This is a genomic window from Rhizobium sp. UFLA01-1127, assembly GCF_059803845.1.
In genome coordinates this window covers 12953-29045 of the sequence record NZ_JAUQTZ010000001.1, presented here as the reverse complement: position 1 = coordinate 29045, position 16093 = coordinate 12953, and the positions used below count along the sequence as shown (strand labels likewise).

16 protein-coding genes are annotated in these 16093 nt (G+C 61.1%); 4 read left to right on the top strand and 12 right to left on the bottom strand.

Going from position 1 to position 16093, the window contains the following annotated elements; all coding sequences use genetic code 11:
• Nucleotides 1-45 precede the first annotated feature (45 nt).
• From purD to Q4Q11_RS00145, 3 genes are all read left to right on the top strand, one after another.
• Nucleotides 46-1314 carry a phosphoribosylamine--glycine ligase gene (gene purD, locus Q4Q11_RS00155; protein WP_498568187.1) on the top strand — a complete coding sequence of 423 codons (1269 nt, stop codon included), beginning with the start codon at nt 46-48 and terminating at the stop codon, nt 1312-1314.
• A gap of 112 nt (nt 1315-1426) precedes the next feature.
• Nucleotides 1427-1846, top strand: a complete 420-nt coding sequence (locus Q4Q11_RS00150) for a plant virulence effector HPE1-like domain-containing protein (protein ID WP_113213785.1) — start codon at nt 1427-1429, stop codon at nt 1844-1846.
• Nucleotides 1847-2229: 383 nt separating this feature from the next.
• Nucleotides 2230-4044, top strand: coding sequence for a methyl-accepting chemotaxis protein (locus Q4Q11_RS00145; RefSeq protein ID WP_113213786.1), 1815 nt, complete (start codon nt 2230-2232; stop codon nt 4042-4044).
• A 77-nt stretch (nt 4045-4121) separates the two neighbouring features.
• Here the strand turns inward: Q4Q11_RS00145 and Q4Q11_RS00140 are convergent, their stop codons facing one another.
• From Q4Q11_RS00140 to Q4Q11_RS00085, 12 genes are all read right to left on the bottom strand, one after another.
• Nucleotides 4122-4616, bottom strand: a complete 495-nt coding sequence (locus Q4Q11_RS00140; RefSeq protein WP_112513125.1) for a 2-thiouracil desulfurase family protein — start codon at nt 4614-4616, stop codon at nt 4122-4124.
• Nucleotides 4617-4630: 14 nt separating this feature from the next.
• A complete protein-coding gene (gene glyS / locus Q4Q11_RS00135) occupies nt 4631-6745 on the bottom strand; it encodes a glycine--tRNA ligase subunit beta (RefSeq protein ID WP_498568186.1) in 2115 nt (704 codons plus the stop codon).
• Nucleotides 6746-6830: 85 nt separating this feature from the next.
• Nucleotides 6831-8771: a DUF2207 domain-containing protein gene (locus tag Q4Q11_RS00130; RefSeq protein ID WP_498568185.1), complete on the bottom strand. Its 1941-nt coding sequence runs from the start codon at nt 8769-8771 to the stop codon at nt 6831-6833.
• A 90-nt stretch (nt 8772-8861) separates the two neighbouring features.
• On the bottom strand, nt 8862-10118 hold the full coding sequence (locus Q4Q11_RS00125; protein ID WP_498568184.1) for a 3-phosphoshikimate 1-carboxyvinyltransferase: 1257 nt from the start codon (nt 10116-10118) through the stop codon (nt 8862-8864).
• A gap of 87 nt (nt 10119-10205) precedes the next feature.
• Complete coding sequence (locus Q4Q11_RS00120) at nt 10206-10757, bottom strand: LemA family protein (RefSeq protein ID WP_498568183.1); 552 nt, start codon at nt 10755-10757, stop codon at nt 10206-10208.
• Nucleotides 10758-10892: 135 nt separating this feature from the next.
• Complete coding sequence (locus Q4Q11_RS00115) at nt 10893-11852, bottom strand: glycine--tRNA ligase subunit alpha (protein WP_498568182.1); 960 nt, start codon at nt 11850-11852, stop codon at nt 10893-10895.
• Nucleotides 11853-11973: 121 nt separating this feature from the next.
• Nucleotides 11974-12375 carry a PIN domain-containing protein gene (locus Q4Q11_RS00110; RefSeq protein ID WP_498568181.1) on the bottom strand — a complete coding sequence of 134 codons (402 nt, stop codon included), beginning with the start codon at nt 12373-12375 and terminating at the stop codon, nt 11974-11976.
• A complete protein-coding gene (locus Q4Q11_RS00105) occupies nt 12375-12605 on the bottom strand; it encodes an AbrB/MazE/SpoVT family DNA-binding domain-containing protein (RefSeq protein ID WP_498568180.1) in 231 nt (76 codons plus the stop codon). Before Q4Q11_RS00105 ends, Q4Q11_RS00110 begins: the two co-directional genes overlap by 1 nt.
• A gap of 64 nt (nt 12606-12669) precedes the next feature.
• Nucleotides 12670-12861: a membrane protein gene (locus tag Q4Q11_RS00100; protein ID WP_037149631.1), complete on the bottom strand. Its 192-nt coding sequence runs from the start codon at nt 12859-12861 to the stop codon at nt 12670-12672.
• Nucleotides 12862-12877: 16 nt separating this feature from the next.
• On the bottom strand, nt 12878-13738 hold the full coding sequence (locus Q4Q11_RS00095) for a S49 family peptidase (protein ID WP_498568179.1): 861 nt from the start codon (nt 13736-13738) through the stop codon (nt 12878-12880).
• A gap of 108 nt (nt 13739-13846) precedes the next feature.
• Nucleotides 13847-14623, bottom strand: coding sequence for a methyltransferase (locus tag Q4Q11_RS00090; protein ID WP_113213792.1), 777 nt, complete (start codon nt 14621-14623; stop codon nt 13847-13849).
• A gap of 8 nt (nt 14624-14631) precedes the next feature.
• Entirely contained in the window at nt 14632-14862 is a 231-nt protein-coding gene (locus Q4Q11_RS00085) for a putative signal transducing protein (protein ID WP_112513154.1), read from the bottom strand.
• A 108-nt stretch (nt 14863-14970) separates the two neighbouring features.
• Between Q4Q11_RS00085 and Q4Q11_RS00080 the strand changes: the two genes are divergently transcribed.
• On the top strand, nt 14971-15987 hold the full coding sequence (locus Q4Q11_RS00080; protein WP_112513155.1) for a polyprenyl synthetase family protein: 1017 nt from the start codon (nt 14971-14973) through the stop codon (nt 15985-15987).
• The last annotated feature ends 106 nt before the right edge of the window (nt 15988-16093 follow it).

The window sequence follows — 16093 nt, the reverse complement described above, 5'->3', positions numbered from 1 at the left end:
CCAGCCCCCTTAACCGCGCAAAAGGACGCAACGAAAGGGCAAGCCATGAGAGTTCTGTTGATCGGATCGGGCGGACGCGAGCACGCACTGGCCTGGAAACTGGCGCAATCGCCTCTCATGACGGAATTCTATGCTGCACCCGGCAATCCCGGCATTGCCGAGCATGCGACGCTCACAGCGCTCGATATCGACGATCACGATGCCGTCGTCGCCTTCTGCAAGGAGAAGGCCATCGACTTTGTCGTGGTCGGCCCGGAAGCTCCGCTCGTTGCCGGCATTGCCGACAGGCTGCGCGCCGCCGGCATCGCCGCCTTCGGCCCTTCCGCAGCAGCGGCCCAGCTCGAAGGGTCGAAGGGTTTCACCAAGGATATCTGCACCCGCTACAACATTCCCACAGGCGCCTACCAGCGCTTCAACAATGCGCCGAAGGCAAAGGCCTATGTCCGCGCTCAGGGCACGCCGATCGTCGTGAAGGCGGACGGCCTTGCAGCGGGCAAGGGCGTCACCGTCGCCATGACCGTCGATGAAGCGCTTGCCGCGATCGACGATTGCTTCGAGGGCGCGTTCGGCGAGGCCGGTGCGGAGGTGGTGATCGAAGCCTATCTCGACGGCGAAGAGGCAAGCTTCTTCTGCCTTTGCGACGGCAAGCATGCGCTGGCGCTCGCGACCGCGCAGGACCACAAGCGCGTCGGCGACGGCGACACCGGACCGAACACCGGCGGCATGGGCGCCTATTCCCCTGCCCCCGTCATGACGCCCGAAATGGTCGAGCGTACCATGAAGGAGATCATCGAGCCGACGATGCGCGGCATGGCGGAAAGCGGCCATCCCTTCAGCGGCGTCTTCTTCGCCGGACTGATGATCACCGCCAAGGGTCCCGAACTGATCGAATACAATGTCCGTTTCGGCGATCCGGAATGCCAGGTGCTGATGATGCGACTGAAGAGCGATCTGCTGCCGCTGCTCCTTGCATGCGCCAACGGCACGCTGGATCAGGTGACGGCGGAATGGCGCGACGACCCGGCGCTGACCATCGTCATGGCCTCGAAAGGCTATCCAGGTTCCTACGCCAAGAACACGCCGATCACGGCGCTGCCGGCGGACGGCGAAGGCACCAAGGTGTTTCATGCCGGCACAGGCCTGAAGGACGGGGCGCTGGTCGCAACCGGCGGCCGCGTGCTGAACATTACCGCGACGGGCAAGACGGTTGGCGAAGCAAAAGAACGCGCCTATGCCCTGGCCCGCGAGGTGAAGTGGGAAAACGGTTTCTATCGCAATGATATCGGCTGGCGTGCGGTCGAGCGCGAGACGTAAAGATCGCACCGGAGCCGCAATCGGAAGTCCATTAAATTTTTACCTAATCTCCTGACTCTATGGAAACAAAGGGACGCTAATGTCTTCGCCAGTATAGGCGGAGTTCCTTGTTATGCGTTTCTTCTTCCTGACCTTGGCGTGCGTACTGGCCAGCGGCTCTGCGATGGCGTCGTCGATCCAGCCGATCGACGGCACGATGATCGGCGGCAATGGCAGCATTGTCGACAAGAGCTGCGCCGACTGCCCTCCCCTCAAGCCGCAGGCCATGGAAAAGGAATACGCGGTGCCGACGCTGGAGCCCGGCACACAATCCATCACCGTGCGTAACGTCGATGGCCAGACGAAGGTCGTGCGCACCGAAGCCTGGATGGGCGGCTCGCCTGTTACATTCATGAGCAAACCGACGCCCGAGGCGCTGGCGACTGCCGGCGACGGTATCGACATGACGGCGCAGACGGCAGCCTTGCCGAGTCCCTCCGCAACTCGCCAGCCGGCGCCGCTCGATCTCTCCAGCTTCCAGCTCCGCCAGTAGAGCGTTTTCGCGATTCGAAGAAAAGCGGAAAGGTTCTACGCTCGCGGCCTCCGACTTCGGCAAGCAGTCACACTGTCGAAAATATACTTTTTGATACTAGATTTGTCTAAATACAACATCGCAAAGCTCAATCCATTCCGAAGTTTTTCGCAAAATCAAAATAAGTATTATTTTTAGTTCGAGAGCATATCTTCGGTTTCAATTGCAGAAACAACACAACCGCCCTCCCGCAATTAAAGCTTTCTTAGACATAAGCAGCGATTTTACTGCCTACCGGACAGCAGCATGTCATTCGAGCGGCGGCAAGCGTATTGAGGTTCTCTCAGGCGATCGCACAGGCGGTAGGATACCGCACCGGTATTCACCTACCTGCGGGAGCCACCATGAAGAATCTCAAGATTTCACATCAACTATTTGCCCTGCTTGGCGTCCTGATGGCCGCCTTTGCCGTGACCACCTATTTCCAGATCCGGTCCCAGGCCGATTCCATTTATGACGACCGCTTCGATATGCTGCGCACGCAGGTCGAATCGGGCATCTCAATTTTGGACCAGTATTATCAGCGCGAAAAATCCGGCGAGATGACCCATGAGGCAGCCCAGGCCGAAGCCTTCAAGATCCTGTCGCATGTCAGCTTCGCGCCAGCAGGCTATTTCTTCGGCTTCGACTTCAATGTCATCCAGCGCATTCATCCGAGCCCGGTCAATATCGGCAAGGACATGTCCTCGCAGGTCGACAAGAACGGCACTCATTTCAGCAAGGAAATGGTCGAAAAGGCCATCAAAGGCGGCGGCCGCACGATCTATTACTGGAACAAGCCCGGCCATCCCAATAGCGACTTCTTCCTGAAGGGCAGCTATTCGGCGGCTTTCACGCCCTGGCAGATCGTGCTCGGCTGCGGCGTCTACATGGACGACCTCGAGGCGCAGATCAATACGACGATATGGCGCGCCCTGCTGGTCTGCGGCATCATCTTCGTCATCGGCATCGGCGCGGCCTTCTATTTCATTCGCGGGATCACCAAGCCGCTCGCCGACGTTCACATTGCCCTCAAGGCCGTGGCCGACGAGGATGTTACGACGGTCATCCCGCATGCCGAGATGCGCAACGAAATCGGCCTGATGGCCAAGGCGACGCAGGCGTTGCAGGAAAAGATCCGCGAACGCCATGCCCTTTCGGATCGCCAGGCAGCGCAGGAGCTCGAAATCAGCAATGAGCGTGAGCAGAACCTGCGCCAGCAGCAGGACGAAGCACGCGAACAGGCGCGCGTCGTCTCCGTCATCGGCAAGTCGCTCGAGGACCTCGCTCGTGGCGACCTGACGGTACGCTGCGGCGATCTCGGTGCAAGCTACGCCGGTCTCCGCAACAACTTCAATGAAGCACTGTCGCATCTTGAAGCCGCGATGGGGCGCGTCAACGCCAAGGGCAACGACATCGGCCTCAGCAAGGAAGAGATCCGTCGCGCCTCCAACGAGCTGTCGCAGCGCACGGAGCGCCAGGCAGCAAGCCTGGAAGAGACTTCGGCAGCACTCGACGAACTCACCGTCGCCGTTCGCCAGACGGCGGAAGGCGCGGACGAAGCCAGCAAGCGCGTCCATGCCGTCAGCGCCGAAGCATCGCGCAGCGATGCTGTGGTTGCCCAGGCGATCGAGGCGATGAGCGGCATCGAGAAGTCCTCGGCAGAAATCGGCAAGATCATCGGCGTGATCGACGAGATCGCCTTCCAGACCAACCTGCTGGCGCTCAATGCCGGCGTCGAAGCCGCGCGCGCCGGCGAGTCCGGCAAGGGCTTTGCCGTCGTCGCCCAGGAAGTGCGTGAACTCGCCCAGCGCTCCGCGGCAGCCGCCAAGGAGATCAAAGACCAGATCGCCCGCTCCTCCGGTCAGGTCGACCAGGGTGTCCGCCTCGTCGGCGAGGCAGGCGAAGCGCTGAAGCGCATCTCCAACCAGATCAAGGCCGCCAACGAGATCGTCTCGAAGATCGCACACAGCGCTTCCGAGCAGGATACGACGCTGCGCTCGATCTCCTCTTCGATGAACCAGCTCGATGCCGCCACGCAGCAGAACGCCGCCATGGCCGAAGAGACCACCGCATCGGCCGAGACGCTCGCCGCCGACACGGAAGATCTTCTCGCCCTCATCCGCGGCTTCCGCGTGAGCGACGGCCGCCCGGCTGCGGATCATCGCCGCGCCGCCTGAGCCGTATAGACCAGAGGACAAGAAACCGCCGGGCTTGTGTCCGGCGGTTTTACTTTGCGCTGAGAATAGTCGCTAATTCAGTCTACCGTCTTCAGCCGCTCGACCAACCTGTCGATCTCGCGATCGGAATAGACCTCAATGCCGGCCTGCTTGAGCAGCGCCGCGGTAACGCCCCGGCCGTTCTGCCGGCCACCGGAAAATGTGCCGTCATAGATGAAGCCCGAGCCGCAGGACGGGCTGCCGTCGATCAGCAGGGCATAACGACAGCCAGTTTCCTTTGCGAGCGCCACCGCATTTTCCGCCGCCTGGCGAAATTCCGCCGTGACGTCACCGCCGGTAATCTCCATCACCTTTGCGGTGCCGGCAAGCACGTCCTCGCCGGTGGCGCCGCCTGCAATCTCGGCCGGGGGTCTTGGAACCGCCATGCCGGCAGACATTTCCGGGCAGATCGTCACCAACAACCCCTCGTCGCGCCAGCGATCAATCGCTGGATGCACGAGCGGCTTTGAGCGGCCGTCGTAACGGACGGCATGGCCCATGAGGCAGGCGCTGACGAGGATCTTTCCGGTCATAGCGCCCCCATACGTTATCCCGCAATCTTCGAGAAGTCGGCGACGGTGCCGGTCGCCTCGCGGATCATGCGCAGCAGCGCCAGGCGATTGGCGCGGATGGCGGCGTCTTCGTCGTTGACGAGCACGTCTTCGAAGAAGCGGTCGACGGGCGCCCGCAGCTTGGAAAGGGCTGCCATGGCTGAGCGGAAATCTTCCTTGGCGATCGCATCCGAGGCTTCGGCCGAGGCGGCCTTGACAGCGGCGAAGAGATCTTTTTCGGCATCGAGCTTCAGCAAGGCGTCCGAAACGCCATCGGCAACAACGGTGCCCTTCTTCTCCTCGGCGGCTAGGAGCTGCGTGGCGCGCTTGGTGCCGGCGAGCAGGTTCTTGCCGTCTTCGGAGGTGATGAAGGCGGTCAGCGCCTCGACACGGCGGGCAACCATCAGCAGATCGTCGGCCTCCGGCGTCAGCACGGCGTCGATCAGATCATGGCGGGCACCGAGATCGCGGAGATAAACCTTGAGGCGATCGTGGAAGAAGGCGAGCAGATCGGCATCCCTGGTGGTCGCGAGCAGCGGCAGGCGCACGCCGCGCTCCAAGAGGATGCGGACGACGCCAAGCGCGGCACGGCGCAGCGCATAAGGATCCTTCGAGCCTGTCGGCTTTTCGTCGATTGCCCAGAAGCCGACGAGTGTATCCAGCTTGTCGGCAAGCGCAACCGTGATCGCAACCTTGTCCTCGGGGACGCGATCGGACGGGCCTTGCGGCTTGTAGTGATCTTCGATCGCCGTTGCGACCGAGGAGGTCTCGCCCTGCAGCGACGCGTATTTGCGGCCCATGACGCCCTGCAGCTCGGGGAATTCGCCGACGGCTTCGGTGCGCAGGTCAGCCTTAGCCAGCACGACGGCACGATCGACAAGGGCGGCATCGGCGCCGGTGATCTTGGCGAGGTCAGCGGCCAGCGCACGGATGCGGGCGACACGCTCGCCCTGGCTGCCGAGCTTGGCATGGAAGGTGACGTTGAGGGCGTCGAGCTTTGCCATACGCTGGTCGAGCGGCTTCTTCAGATCGAGGCCGAACTTTTCAGCGGAGCCTTTCAGCGTTTCGAGATCGGGCAGATCGCCCTGGTCGCGCTTCCAGAAGTGCAGCGCGTCGGACAGACGGGCGCGCACGACCTTGCCGTTGCCGTGGATGATGTCCTTGCCGCCATCCGTCGCCTGGATATTGGCAACGAGAATGAAGCAGTTGGACAGCGTCTCACCGGCTTGCGGGCGCGTGACGAAACACTTCTGATTGGTCTTGATGGTCAGGCGGATGATTTCCGATGGGATCGACAGATAGTCTTCCTCGAAAGAGCCCATCAGCACCTGCGGCCACTCGACGAGGCCGGAGACTTCCTCCAGCAGGCCTTCGTCTTCGACCAGCTCGAGGCCATTGGCAAAAGCGACATCGCGCGCGTCGTGCAGGATGATGTCCTTGCGGCGCTCCGCATCCAGAACGACATAGGCCTTTTCCAGGCTCGCGGCATAATCCTCGAAGCGCTTGACCGTGATAGCTTCGGGGGCATGGAAGCGATGGCCGTAGGTCACGTTGGACGCGACGATGCCGTCGATCTCGAAGGGGATGACGGCGGTCTCTTCATGCTCGGTGCCGAAGGTGCAGACGATCGACTGCAGCGGGCGCACCCAGCGCAGCGAGCCGGGCTTCACCGAGGGCTTGCCCCAGCGCATGGATTTCGGCCAGGGAAAGTTTCTTACGATATCGGGCATGACCGCAGCGACGATTTCCTCCGCGGCACGGCCGGGCTTGGAAATGATCGCAACGTAGAAATCGCCCTTCTTCGGGTCGCTCTGCACCTGCGCCTCGGAAATCGAAGAGAGCCCGGCACCACGCAGGAAGCCTTCGATCGCCTTCTCGTTGGCATCGGTGCGCGGACCCTTGCGCTCCTCGCGCACATCGGCCGAGCGCGCCGTCAGGCCACGGATGTCGAGCGTGAGGCGCCGCGGCGTCCAATATTCCCTTGCCCCCTCATAGGAAAGACCCGCTTCGACCAGGGCATCGGTCACCAGCTTCTTCAGGTCGCCGGCAGCCTTGCGCTGCATACGGGCGGGAATTTCCTCGGAGCGGAGTTCGAGAAGGAGATCGGGCATGTGAGCTGTCTTTACGTTGAGGCAAAAATGATCCGGGCGGACTTAGCAAGCCCGGCGACAAAAGTCACCAAGGCAAACGGCGAATTTACCATCCGCCGCCGCCTCCGCCGCCGCCGCCACCGCCGGAGGAGCCGCCACTTCCTCCGCCATCGCCGAAAGCGGATGAGGAGCTCGATACTGGGGCGGGAATGGTCGAGGCTATGGTCGACGCCATGGAAGAGGAGAAGTCGCCGATCGTTCCGCCGATATTGCCCGGGCGGAAATCACCGGAATACCAGACCGGCGCATAGGCTGCGGCGGCAGTTGCACCGGCAGCGGTGGCGAGCCACGTTTCGAAGGCGCCCGACCAGGGCTTTTCGACGCCGAGCGCGACGGCATAGGGCAACAGCTTCTCGAAATGCTGCGGCGACATCTGCGGTGCGCCCTGCATGTTCATCCGGTCGCGTTCGGCAAGCGTCAGATATTGCCTGAGGCCGGCGATGCCATCCGTCATCTTGCGCCCAAGCGGCGTCGGCGCTCCCATCAGGAAATAAAAGACGACGTTGAGCGCGAAAATGCCGACGATGGCCGCCACCAGCGGCAGCAGACCTGCCTCCCACAGCGGCACGATCGCGGCGGCAAAGCCGCTGACCGCAATCGAGACGAAGACGAAGCCGAAGAAGGAGAAAATCAGTACCGAAATGATGCGCTGGGCGAGGCTGGCACTATGCCTGCGAAACCTGCGGCCGATCGAACTCGCAAAGATCGTCACGAAAATCGAGAGGAAGCCCGGCACAATGATTAGCGGCAGGGCATTTTCATGCAAGCGACCGAAGATGACGATCGCCGCCAGAACCAGAACTGATAGCGCAATACCTGTTATAACATAGAGCGAATTGGCCTTGTAATATTCGCCGCGATGATTGCGTTCGATGGCGCTGCGGAATTTCGAGCCGAGCTGCTGCACCGCCTCGCCATTCGCCTTATCGATAACAAGCGGCGAGAATGGCCCGACGGCCTGCATGAGAACCTTGTCGCCACCGCCGAGATCGCTGCCTGCCTTGCCTGTGGGCCGGATGACCACCCTTCCCTTCAGGTCGTCGAGAATGACATAGCCGCGCACGGCAAGATCGATCGCCGTTGCGGAGAATGCGGTCCAGCCGGAACTGGCGAAGCCCCTGTTGTCGATATAGTTCACGAGTGCCGGCGAAATGCCCTCGGGTGGATCCCAGCGCGGGACCATGACGCCTGGCCGAGGATCGCGGCCGACCGCGATCCAGCTTCGCATATAGTAGGCAAACAGCAGGATCAGCCCGGCGATGGCAATAATCGTATCGAGGTGATCCCGAAGGAACCAGCCCCATTGCTGGCTGTCGCTCGGCGGTGTGATCGCTCCTTTGGCCAGCTTGATGGCGATCGTCAGGCCTTCGGCCGCTGCGAGCGGCCTGGTCGTTGCGAAGCTAACGATATTGCCCTGTTGGCTCGCACTTGCATTCTTGTCGGTAGCGCCGAGCGGCCCGGTGAAGAAGGCAAGCTGCTGCGGCTGCGCGCCATCGGGCAAGGTGACTGTTGCCTTCGCATTGAGGATGGGGAACAGCCAGCCGTTGCCCGTCACGTTCCAATAAAGCTCGTCATGATCGCCGAAATAGCGCATTTGACGATTGGTGTCGTAGGTGAGGCGGAATATGTGCGAGCCTGGGTTCAGGATACGCTCGGCGTTGCCGATATAGATACGCTCGCCGCCCTTGATACGTTCGCTGTGCCAATCCTCCGGCTGCCCATCGCGCTCGACGGATACGACCTTGAAATTCACCTCGATCTCGCGGCCACCGGCATCGGTCATCGTCAGGGGGAAATCCCGGAAGATACCGCGGCGGATGCTTTGGCCCTCGGCATTGACGGAGATCGTCTCGACGACGCGCATGGAGCCGTCACGATGCAGCGCGATCGCTTGATCGAAGTTGGTGATGAGCTCGGCCGCCGTTGCCGCCGTTGCGCAAAGCAGCAGGCACAGAGCCAGGAAGAACCCGCAAAGCCGTGTCATCACTCCCCCAAAGGATGGCCGCGACGCCGTTGCCGGCGCCGCTTCACGTCAGAAATACGTCTGCGCTCAGCCTTCCCTTAAGATGGCGGAGCGTCAGTCTTCGTAAGCGACACCCAGCGAAGCCAGCACGTTCCAGTAGGACGGGAAAGTCTTGGCGACGCAATCGGGATCGAGAATGGTGATGCCGCCGATCTTGAGGCCCGCAAGGGCGAAGCTCATAGCGATACGATGATCGGCGAAACTGTCGATCTCGGCCGGCAGCACTTTTCCCGCAAGGCTTGGATCGGAAGCGACGATCAGATCGTCATCCTCTTCGGTGCCGAGGTTGGGAACGATGCGCGACAGGCCGCTCGACAGCGCGCGGATGCGGTCGCATTCCTTGACGCGCAGGTTCTCGATGCCGACGAAGCGCACCGGCGTCTCGTTGAAGGCGGCAAGAACGGCGAGCGTCGGAATGGCATCCTGCATCTGCGAACCGTCGATGACGGCGGGCAGATGCGGGAACTTCGAAATCAGGTCATAGGCCTTCGCATCCGGCTGCGAGAACTGTTCCGCCGGGGTGCCAAGATCGATCTTGCCGCCGCTCAGAACTTCCGCCGCCCAGAGATAGGTCGCGGCGGAAGCATCCGGCTCGATCAGGAAATCGGCGGCATGATAGCCGGTGGGTTCGACGCGCCAGGCGACGGGGCTCACGCGCTCGACCTTGGCGCCGAAAGAGCGCATGGCAGCGACTGTCAGGTCGATATAGCCGAGAGCGCCGATATGCTCGCCGAGCAGTTCGACATCGACGGCGCGGTCGCCGCCGGCCGCCATCATCAGCAGCGCCGAGACATACTGGCTGGAAAGGCCGCCATCGATCTGCACGCGGTTAGCTTCGAAACGGCCGGTGCCGTTGATGGTCACGGGCGGGCAGCCGGTTTCCGTCGAGGCGTCGACACCGAGCGAGCGGAGCGCATCGACCAGCGGGCCGATCGGCCGCTTGCGCATATGGGCATCGCCATCGACGACGACCTTGCCTTCGACCAGGGCGGCGGCGGCCGTCAGGAAGCGCGTCGCGGTGCCGGCATTGCCGAGGAAGAGAGGGGCTGCCGGCGCCTGCAGCTTGCCGCTGCCGGTGACGATGAATGTAGTGTCGTCGGGCTCGTCGATCGTTACGCCCATGGCGCGCAGCGCTTCGGCCATATAGCGGGTATCGTCGCTCTTCAGCGCACCGGTCAGCCGGCTCGTGCCCTTGGCAAGGCCTGCCAGCAGCAGCGCGCGGTTGGTGATCGACTTCGATCCCGGCGGCATGGCGCGTCCGGTCAAAGGCTTGCCAGGCGGGATAATCGTGAGTTTGGCTCTACCCATCATCGTTCTCTTTGGTCAGTCAGGAAGGCGGCCGATGGCCAGCGGTCGGCATCCTTTAGCGCCTCGCATGAAAAACCGATAGCGGAAATCTCAGAACTTCACCGACGGAACCGCGCGGTCCGCTTCGTTGGTAATCTCGAAGTAGGCCCGCTTAACGAAGCCGAAGGGACCGGCGATGAGATTGTTCGGGAAAGTTTCGACCCTGACGTTCAGATCGCGCGCGGCACCGTTGTAGTAGCGGCGCGACATCTGAATTTCACCCTCGACGCTCTCAAGCGAGCGCTGCAATTCGAGGAAGTTGGTATTAGCCTTGAGATCGGGATAGGCTTCGGCAAGCGCGATCACACGGCCGAGAGCCTGCGACAGCAGGCCCTCCACCTGACCTCGGGCGGCGACGTCGCCTGCAGGCACCGCCTGCGCCTTGTTGCGCAGCTCCACAACCTCCTCCAACGTCTGGCGCTCATGGCCGGCATAGCCTTTGACCGTTTCAACCAGATTGGGAATGAGATCGGCGCGACGCTTCAACTGCACGTCGATGCCGGACCATGCTTCTTCCGCGATCTGACGGGCACGAACAAGCCCGTTATAGGCGAAAACGACATAGAGCACGGCCAGAATTATGATCGCGAGAACAATAAACATCTGAAATCCCCGTGGCGACTGCAACCACGGGGACAGTAGGCAGATTTGCCGGCTATGTCACCCGGCTTCACAATCGCAGGCAAGCAAGAACCAGTTAGCCCGGCCCAAACTCGGGGAAGTCCGCTCGGGATTGGCTTACGCGGCCTGCCGGTTCCAGTTGATGCCGCCGGCATCGGTCAGCAGGAAGGCCTCGCCGCAGGCCTTGGCGAGCGTACGCACGCGCAGGATGTAACTCTGACGTTCCGTCACCGAGATGACGCCGCGAGCATCGAGCAGGTTGAAGACGTGGCTCGCCTTGATGCACTGATCGTAGGCCGGAAAGACGCATTTGTGCAGGCGATGATTTTCGCTGTCGCCGGGGGCGCCGGCTGTCAGCAATGCCTGGCATTCTTTCTCGGCATCGATGAAATGGCGATGCAGCATCTCGGTATTGGCATATTCGAAATTGTGCCGGGAATATTCCTGCTCGGCCTGGAGGAAGACGTCGCCATAGGTGATCTTGTCTTCGCCCTCGAGGCCGTTGAAATTGAGGTCATAGACGCTGTCGACCCCCTGAACGTAGGTAGCAAGACGCTCCAGACCATAGGTCAGCTCGCCGGCGACGGGCGCGCATTCGATGCCACAGACCTGCTGGAAATAGGTGAACTGCGAGACTTCCATGCCGTCGCACCAGCACTCCCAGCCGAGGCCCCATGCGCCGAGCGTCGGACTTTCCCAATCGTCCTCGACGAAGCGGATATCATGCAGCAGCGGATCGAGGCCGATCGCCTTCAGTGAGCCGAGGTAAAGCTCCTGCAGGTTCGGCGGATTGGGCTTCAGGATGACCTGATACTGGTAATAATGCTGCAGGCGGTTCGGGTTCTCGCCGTAGCGGCCATCGGACGGGCGGCGGGACGGCTGGACATAGGCGGCCCGCCAAGGCTTCGGACCGAGCGAACGCAGCGTCGTCGCCGGATGGAACGTGCCGGCGCCGACTTCCATGTCGTAGGGCTGCAGAACCGCGCAACCCTTGTCGGCCCAGTAATTGTGCAGCGTCAGGATCAGCGCCTGAAAAGAGCGCTTCGGGTTCATATGGTCGGGCACGTTGGCAGTCATGGGAATTGATTTCTTCCGCTGGCGAATTGTTTGGCGGACAGGTGCCACGGCGGGGCGAACTGGTCAAGTTTTTACTCCGCGCAGTGCGGCGGGATCGCACGTGCTTGACTCCGCAGGGCCGTCAAAATGGATTGACGATCGTCAACTGTTTCTCGATTACCAGACCGCCGTGCAGATCCTCCGAATAAAACCGCTCGCAGCCACCCTCGATCGCCGCAGCCAGCATAGCTGCATCATAGGAGGAAAGCCGATAGCGCTGGGCAAGGTCCAGCCCTGCCAACGTAATCTTCTCACTTACAGGAACGATGGTTGCCGACAAAGCGACGAGTGCATCAACTGCCTCGCGAATATCGGCCCACTGCATTTTGAGCTTCTTACGTCCGACATTGGCAAACTCGTTCAGTGCCTGAGCGCTGATAACGAATGGTTCGGCCAAAAGTGCCTGTGCTTTTTCGGCTCGTTCTCCCTCCGTAAAAGCATAGAGGAGAACGCTGGTGTCGAGAAAATCCGAAGCGCGACGCATCAGCGGGAATTGGCGTCTTCGCGGTCAAACTTCCAATCCCCGGGAAGTTTGAGCTTGAACGATCTGATCTTTTCCAAGGCTTTCAGCCGCTTGTCGTCGCGTTCGATCTCGAAGGCGTTTCCTTTGCCGACACGCACGACGATATCGTCGCCTTCCTTCAGATCGAGAGCATCGACAACCGCGGAAGGGATGCGGATGGCCAAACTATTCCCCCACTTCGCGACCTGCATGAGACACTCCAATGATATACATTAAGCAACGTATATCAAAAACTCGCAAACGAAGCAATTTGCCCTACTCATCCTCGCGTTTCACATGGTACTCGCCGGTTTTCGGGTCCTTGACCAGCGTTCCCATGGCGCCGGTGCGGCGCTCCGTTTCGGCGCGGCGGGATTTTTCGGCAAGCTTCTGGGCGTCGCGCACGAAGCGCCGATAGAGCAGCCAGATGCCGCCGACGGCGATGATGAAGAAGATGATCTGGGGCATCAGGCAGCGCTCCCGATTACAATCCGTACCGGCTCCACAATGCCTTTTCCTCTGCTGCTTCGGCAAGCCCGGATACAAGCCCGGCGCCGAGGCCGTCCATGCCAGCCAACGAAATGCCGGAAGCCTTGCGGCCGAAAAGGCTGCGCGGTGTGGTAATCAGCGTAGGCTTGACCTTGTCGCCGAAGCGTCTCCTCAACTCCTGACGCATGTCGCCGAGGCCATCGATCAGGCCAAGCTCCAACGCACGATTGCCGGTCCAGAATAGGCCGGAGAATACCGTTTCGTCCGCTGAGAGCTTTCCTGTGCGACGCTCGAGCACCATGTCGATGAAGACCTTGTGGATCTCGAGCTGCAGGCTCTTCAGATATTCGATGTCCTTCTCCTTTTCCGGCTTGAACGGATCGAGGATCACCTTGTTTTCGCCGGCGGTATAGACACGGCGTTCGACGCCGATTTTCTTCAGCAGCTCCGGAAAACCGAAGCCGCCGGAGACGACGCCAATCGAGCCGACGATGGACGTCGCATCGGCCATAATCTCATCGCCTGCCAGCGCAATCATGTAGCCGCCGGACGCCGCGACATCCTCGACGAAGACCAGAACCTTCTTCTTTTTCTCGGAAGCGAGATCGCGGATGCGATTGTAGATCATACGCGACTGCACGGGAGAGCCGCCGGGCGAATTGACGACGATGACGACCGCCGGTGCCGTCTTCATATCGAACGCCTTTTCAAGTGCCTGCGACACCCCCGCAAGGCTCAGCGTCTGCCGCAGCGGCCCACCGCCTGCGGAGATGACGCCACTCAGCCGGACGACGGGTATGATCACTCCATCGTTGCGGAAGCGCTTCGGAAGCATGCGTCTCAAGAACCCAAACATTCGTCATCCCTGATTCATGAAATCTGTTGTTCCGTGATGTATGCATGGAAACGGCAAACGCAACATTGCGGATTGCATTTCATCACAGATCCCAAGGCGGACGATAGGCTATCGGCGCGGATATGGCGCGCGACCATTGTTCATATCGTCAACGAAATCGGTGAATTTATGCGTCCGCTCGCCGTGCATGGTCAGCGGCGCACGCAATGCCAATCTCGCCCTCGATCCTTTGATCGCGGTCGCCAGAATGCGCACGGCATTCTCACCCGCGCGCGGGTGGATCGGCGTGATTTCGATGCCCCCGAAGCGACGGCCGCAGGCGGCAATGATCTCGCCGATCGATTCCGGCCGGGCGATGAGTGACAGCTGGCCGCCGGGAATCATGATCGCGCCTGCCGTACGTATCCAACGCTCGAAAAGCCCCTCGGTCATGGCATGCGCCTCCGCTTTCAATGCATCGGGCGTCAGCCGGTCGCTGGCATCGTTGAAGGGCGGGTTCATGATGACGTGGTGGAAGCTGTCATCGGTGAGGCCGGCCTCGTTGCGATCCTTGCCGGTCAATGTCACATCAGCTTCGATGACCGAGACGCGATCGGCAAAACGGGCATTTTCCGGCAATTTGAGGCTCTTGCGAGCAAATTCCGCCATGTCGGGCGAACGCTCGAACAGCACCACCTCGGCACGATCGAGCCGTGACGCCACGGCCATTCCGGCCGCGCCCGCGCCCGCGCCGAGATCGGCCACCCGGATCGCCCGCTCGTCGGCCACCAGCGCCGCGAGCAGCATCGCATCCATGCCGGAACGATGCCCCCTGCCCTTCGGCTGGACGACATGAAAGGCGCCGCGATGGAAGGCATCGATCGTTTCGGAGGGGTTTTCGGTCATGGCGGACCTCAACGACGCGCCGGGCGCAGCTCGTTGCCGAGACCGGCATCGACGAGGATGCGGCGGGCCTGATCGGCGCGCTCTTCCTCGACCAGAAAACGGCGCGGCAGCATGCCGAGAGAGCCCTCAAGCACACTCATCGCCTGATCCGCCACCAGGCAATGAATTCCGGCATCCTTCATCAGGCTCTGCGCAAATGAAAGAAGAACCGGGTCGTTGGTGCGGATCAGCTCGTGCATAAGCCTTAGAATTCCTGTCAAATTTATGCGACGAGGCAATTCGCCTCTTGCCGCCTGTTTCGCCCCTTCTTATTGTGCTTTACGGAAAATGAACAGGAGTCCGGATCGTTGGGCGTCGTGATACCGCTTGAAGAAAGCAAGAATAAACTGGCATCCATCAAGCCATTGGTGGACCTGACCAAGGCGGACATGGAACGCGTCAATCAGCTCATCCTGTCGAAAGCCGGCTCGGATGTGCAGATGATCCCCGAGGTTGCGGAACATCTCATTTCCTCCGGCGGCAAGCGCCTGCGGCCGATGCTGACCATCGCATCCGCCGCGCTTTACGGCTATCAGGGCGATAATCACATCAAGCTCGCAACCTCGGTCGAATTCCTGCATACGGCGACGCTGCTGCATGACGATGTGGTCGACGAAAGCGATCTGCGCCGCGGCAGGTCCACTGCCCGCATGATCTGGGGCAACCAGGCAAGCGTCCTTGTCGGCGACTTTCTGCTCGGCCAGGCCTTCCGCATGATGGTGGAAGTCGGCTCGCTCGAGGCGCTCGATGTGTTGTCGTCGGCCGCCTGCGTCATCGCGGAGGGCGAAGTGCTGCAGCTCTCCGTTTCCAAGAACATGGAAACCACGGAAGACGATTATCTCTCGGTCATCCGCGCCAAGACCGCAGCACTCTTTGCCGCCGCAGCCGAAGTCGGACCGATCGTTGCCAACGCCGGCAAGGCCGAGCGCAATGCGCTGAAATCCTACGGCACCAATCTCGGCCTCGCCTTCCAGCTCGTCGACGATGCGCTCGACTATGGCGGCAAGGCTGCCGATCTCGGCAAGAACGTCGGCGACGATTTCCGGGAGGGCAAGATCACGCTTCCGGTTATCCTCGCCTATCGCCGCGGCACCGAAAAAGAACGCGCTTTCTGGCGCGACGCCATCGAAACCGGCAACAACAGCGACGCAAATCTTGAAAAAGCCCTCGGCCTCATCACGAAATATGGCGCCCTGGCCGATACGATCGCTCGTGCCGTGCATTACGGCACCATCGCCCGTGATGCCCTGGCGCCCTTGCCGGAAACGCCCTGGAAATCCGCACTTCTGGAAGTGATCGATTTCTGCATCGAACGCGTTAATTGATAGCGGCGACCCGAATTTGTTGCAGGGCCGCTTCAAAAAAGCCATCCTGTTGTGAATCAGTTGACACGAACGCTCTATGCCGCCGGCGACTTCGCCGGCCATCCCT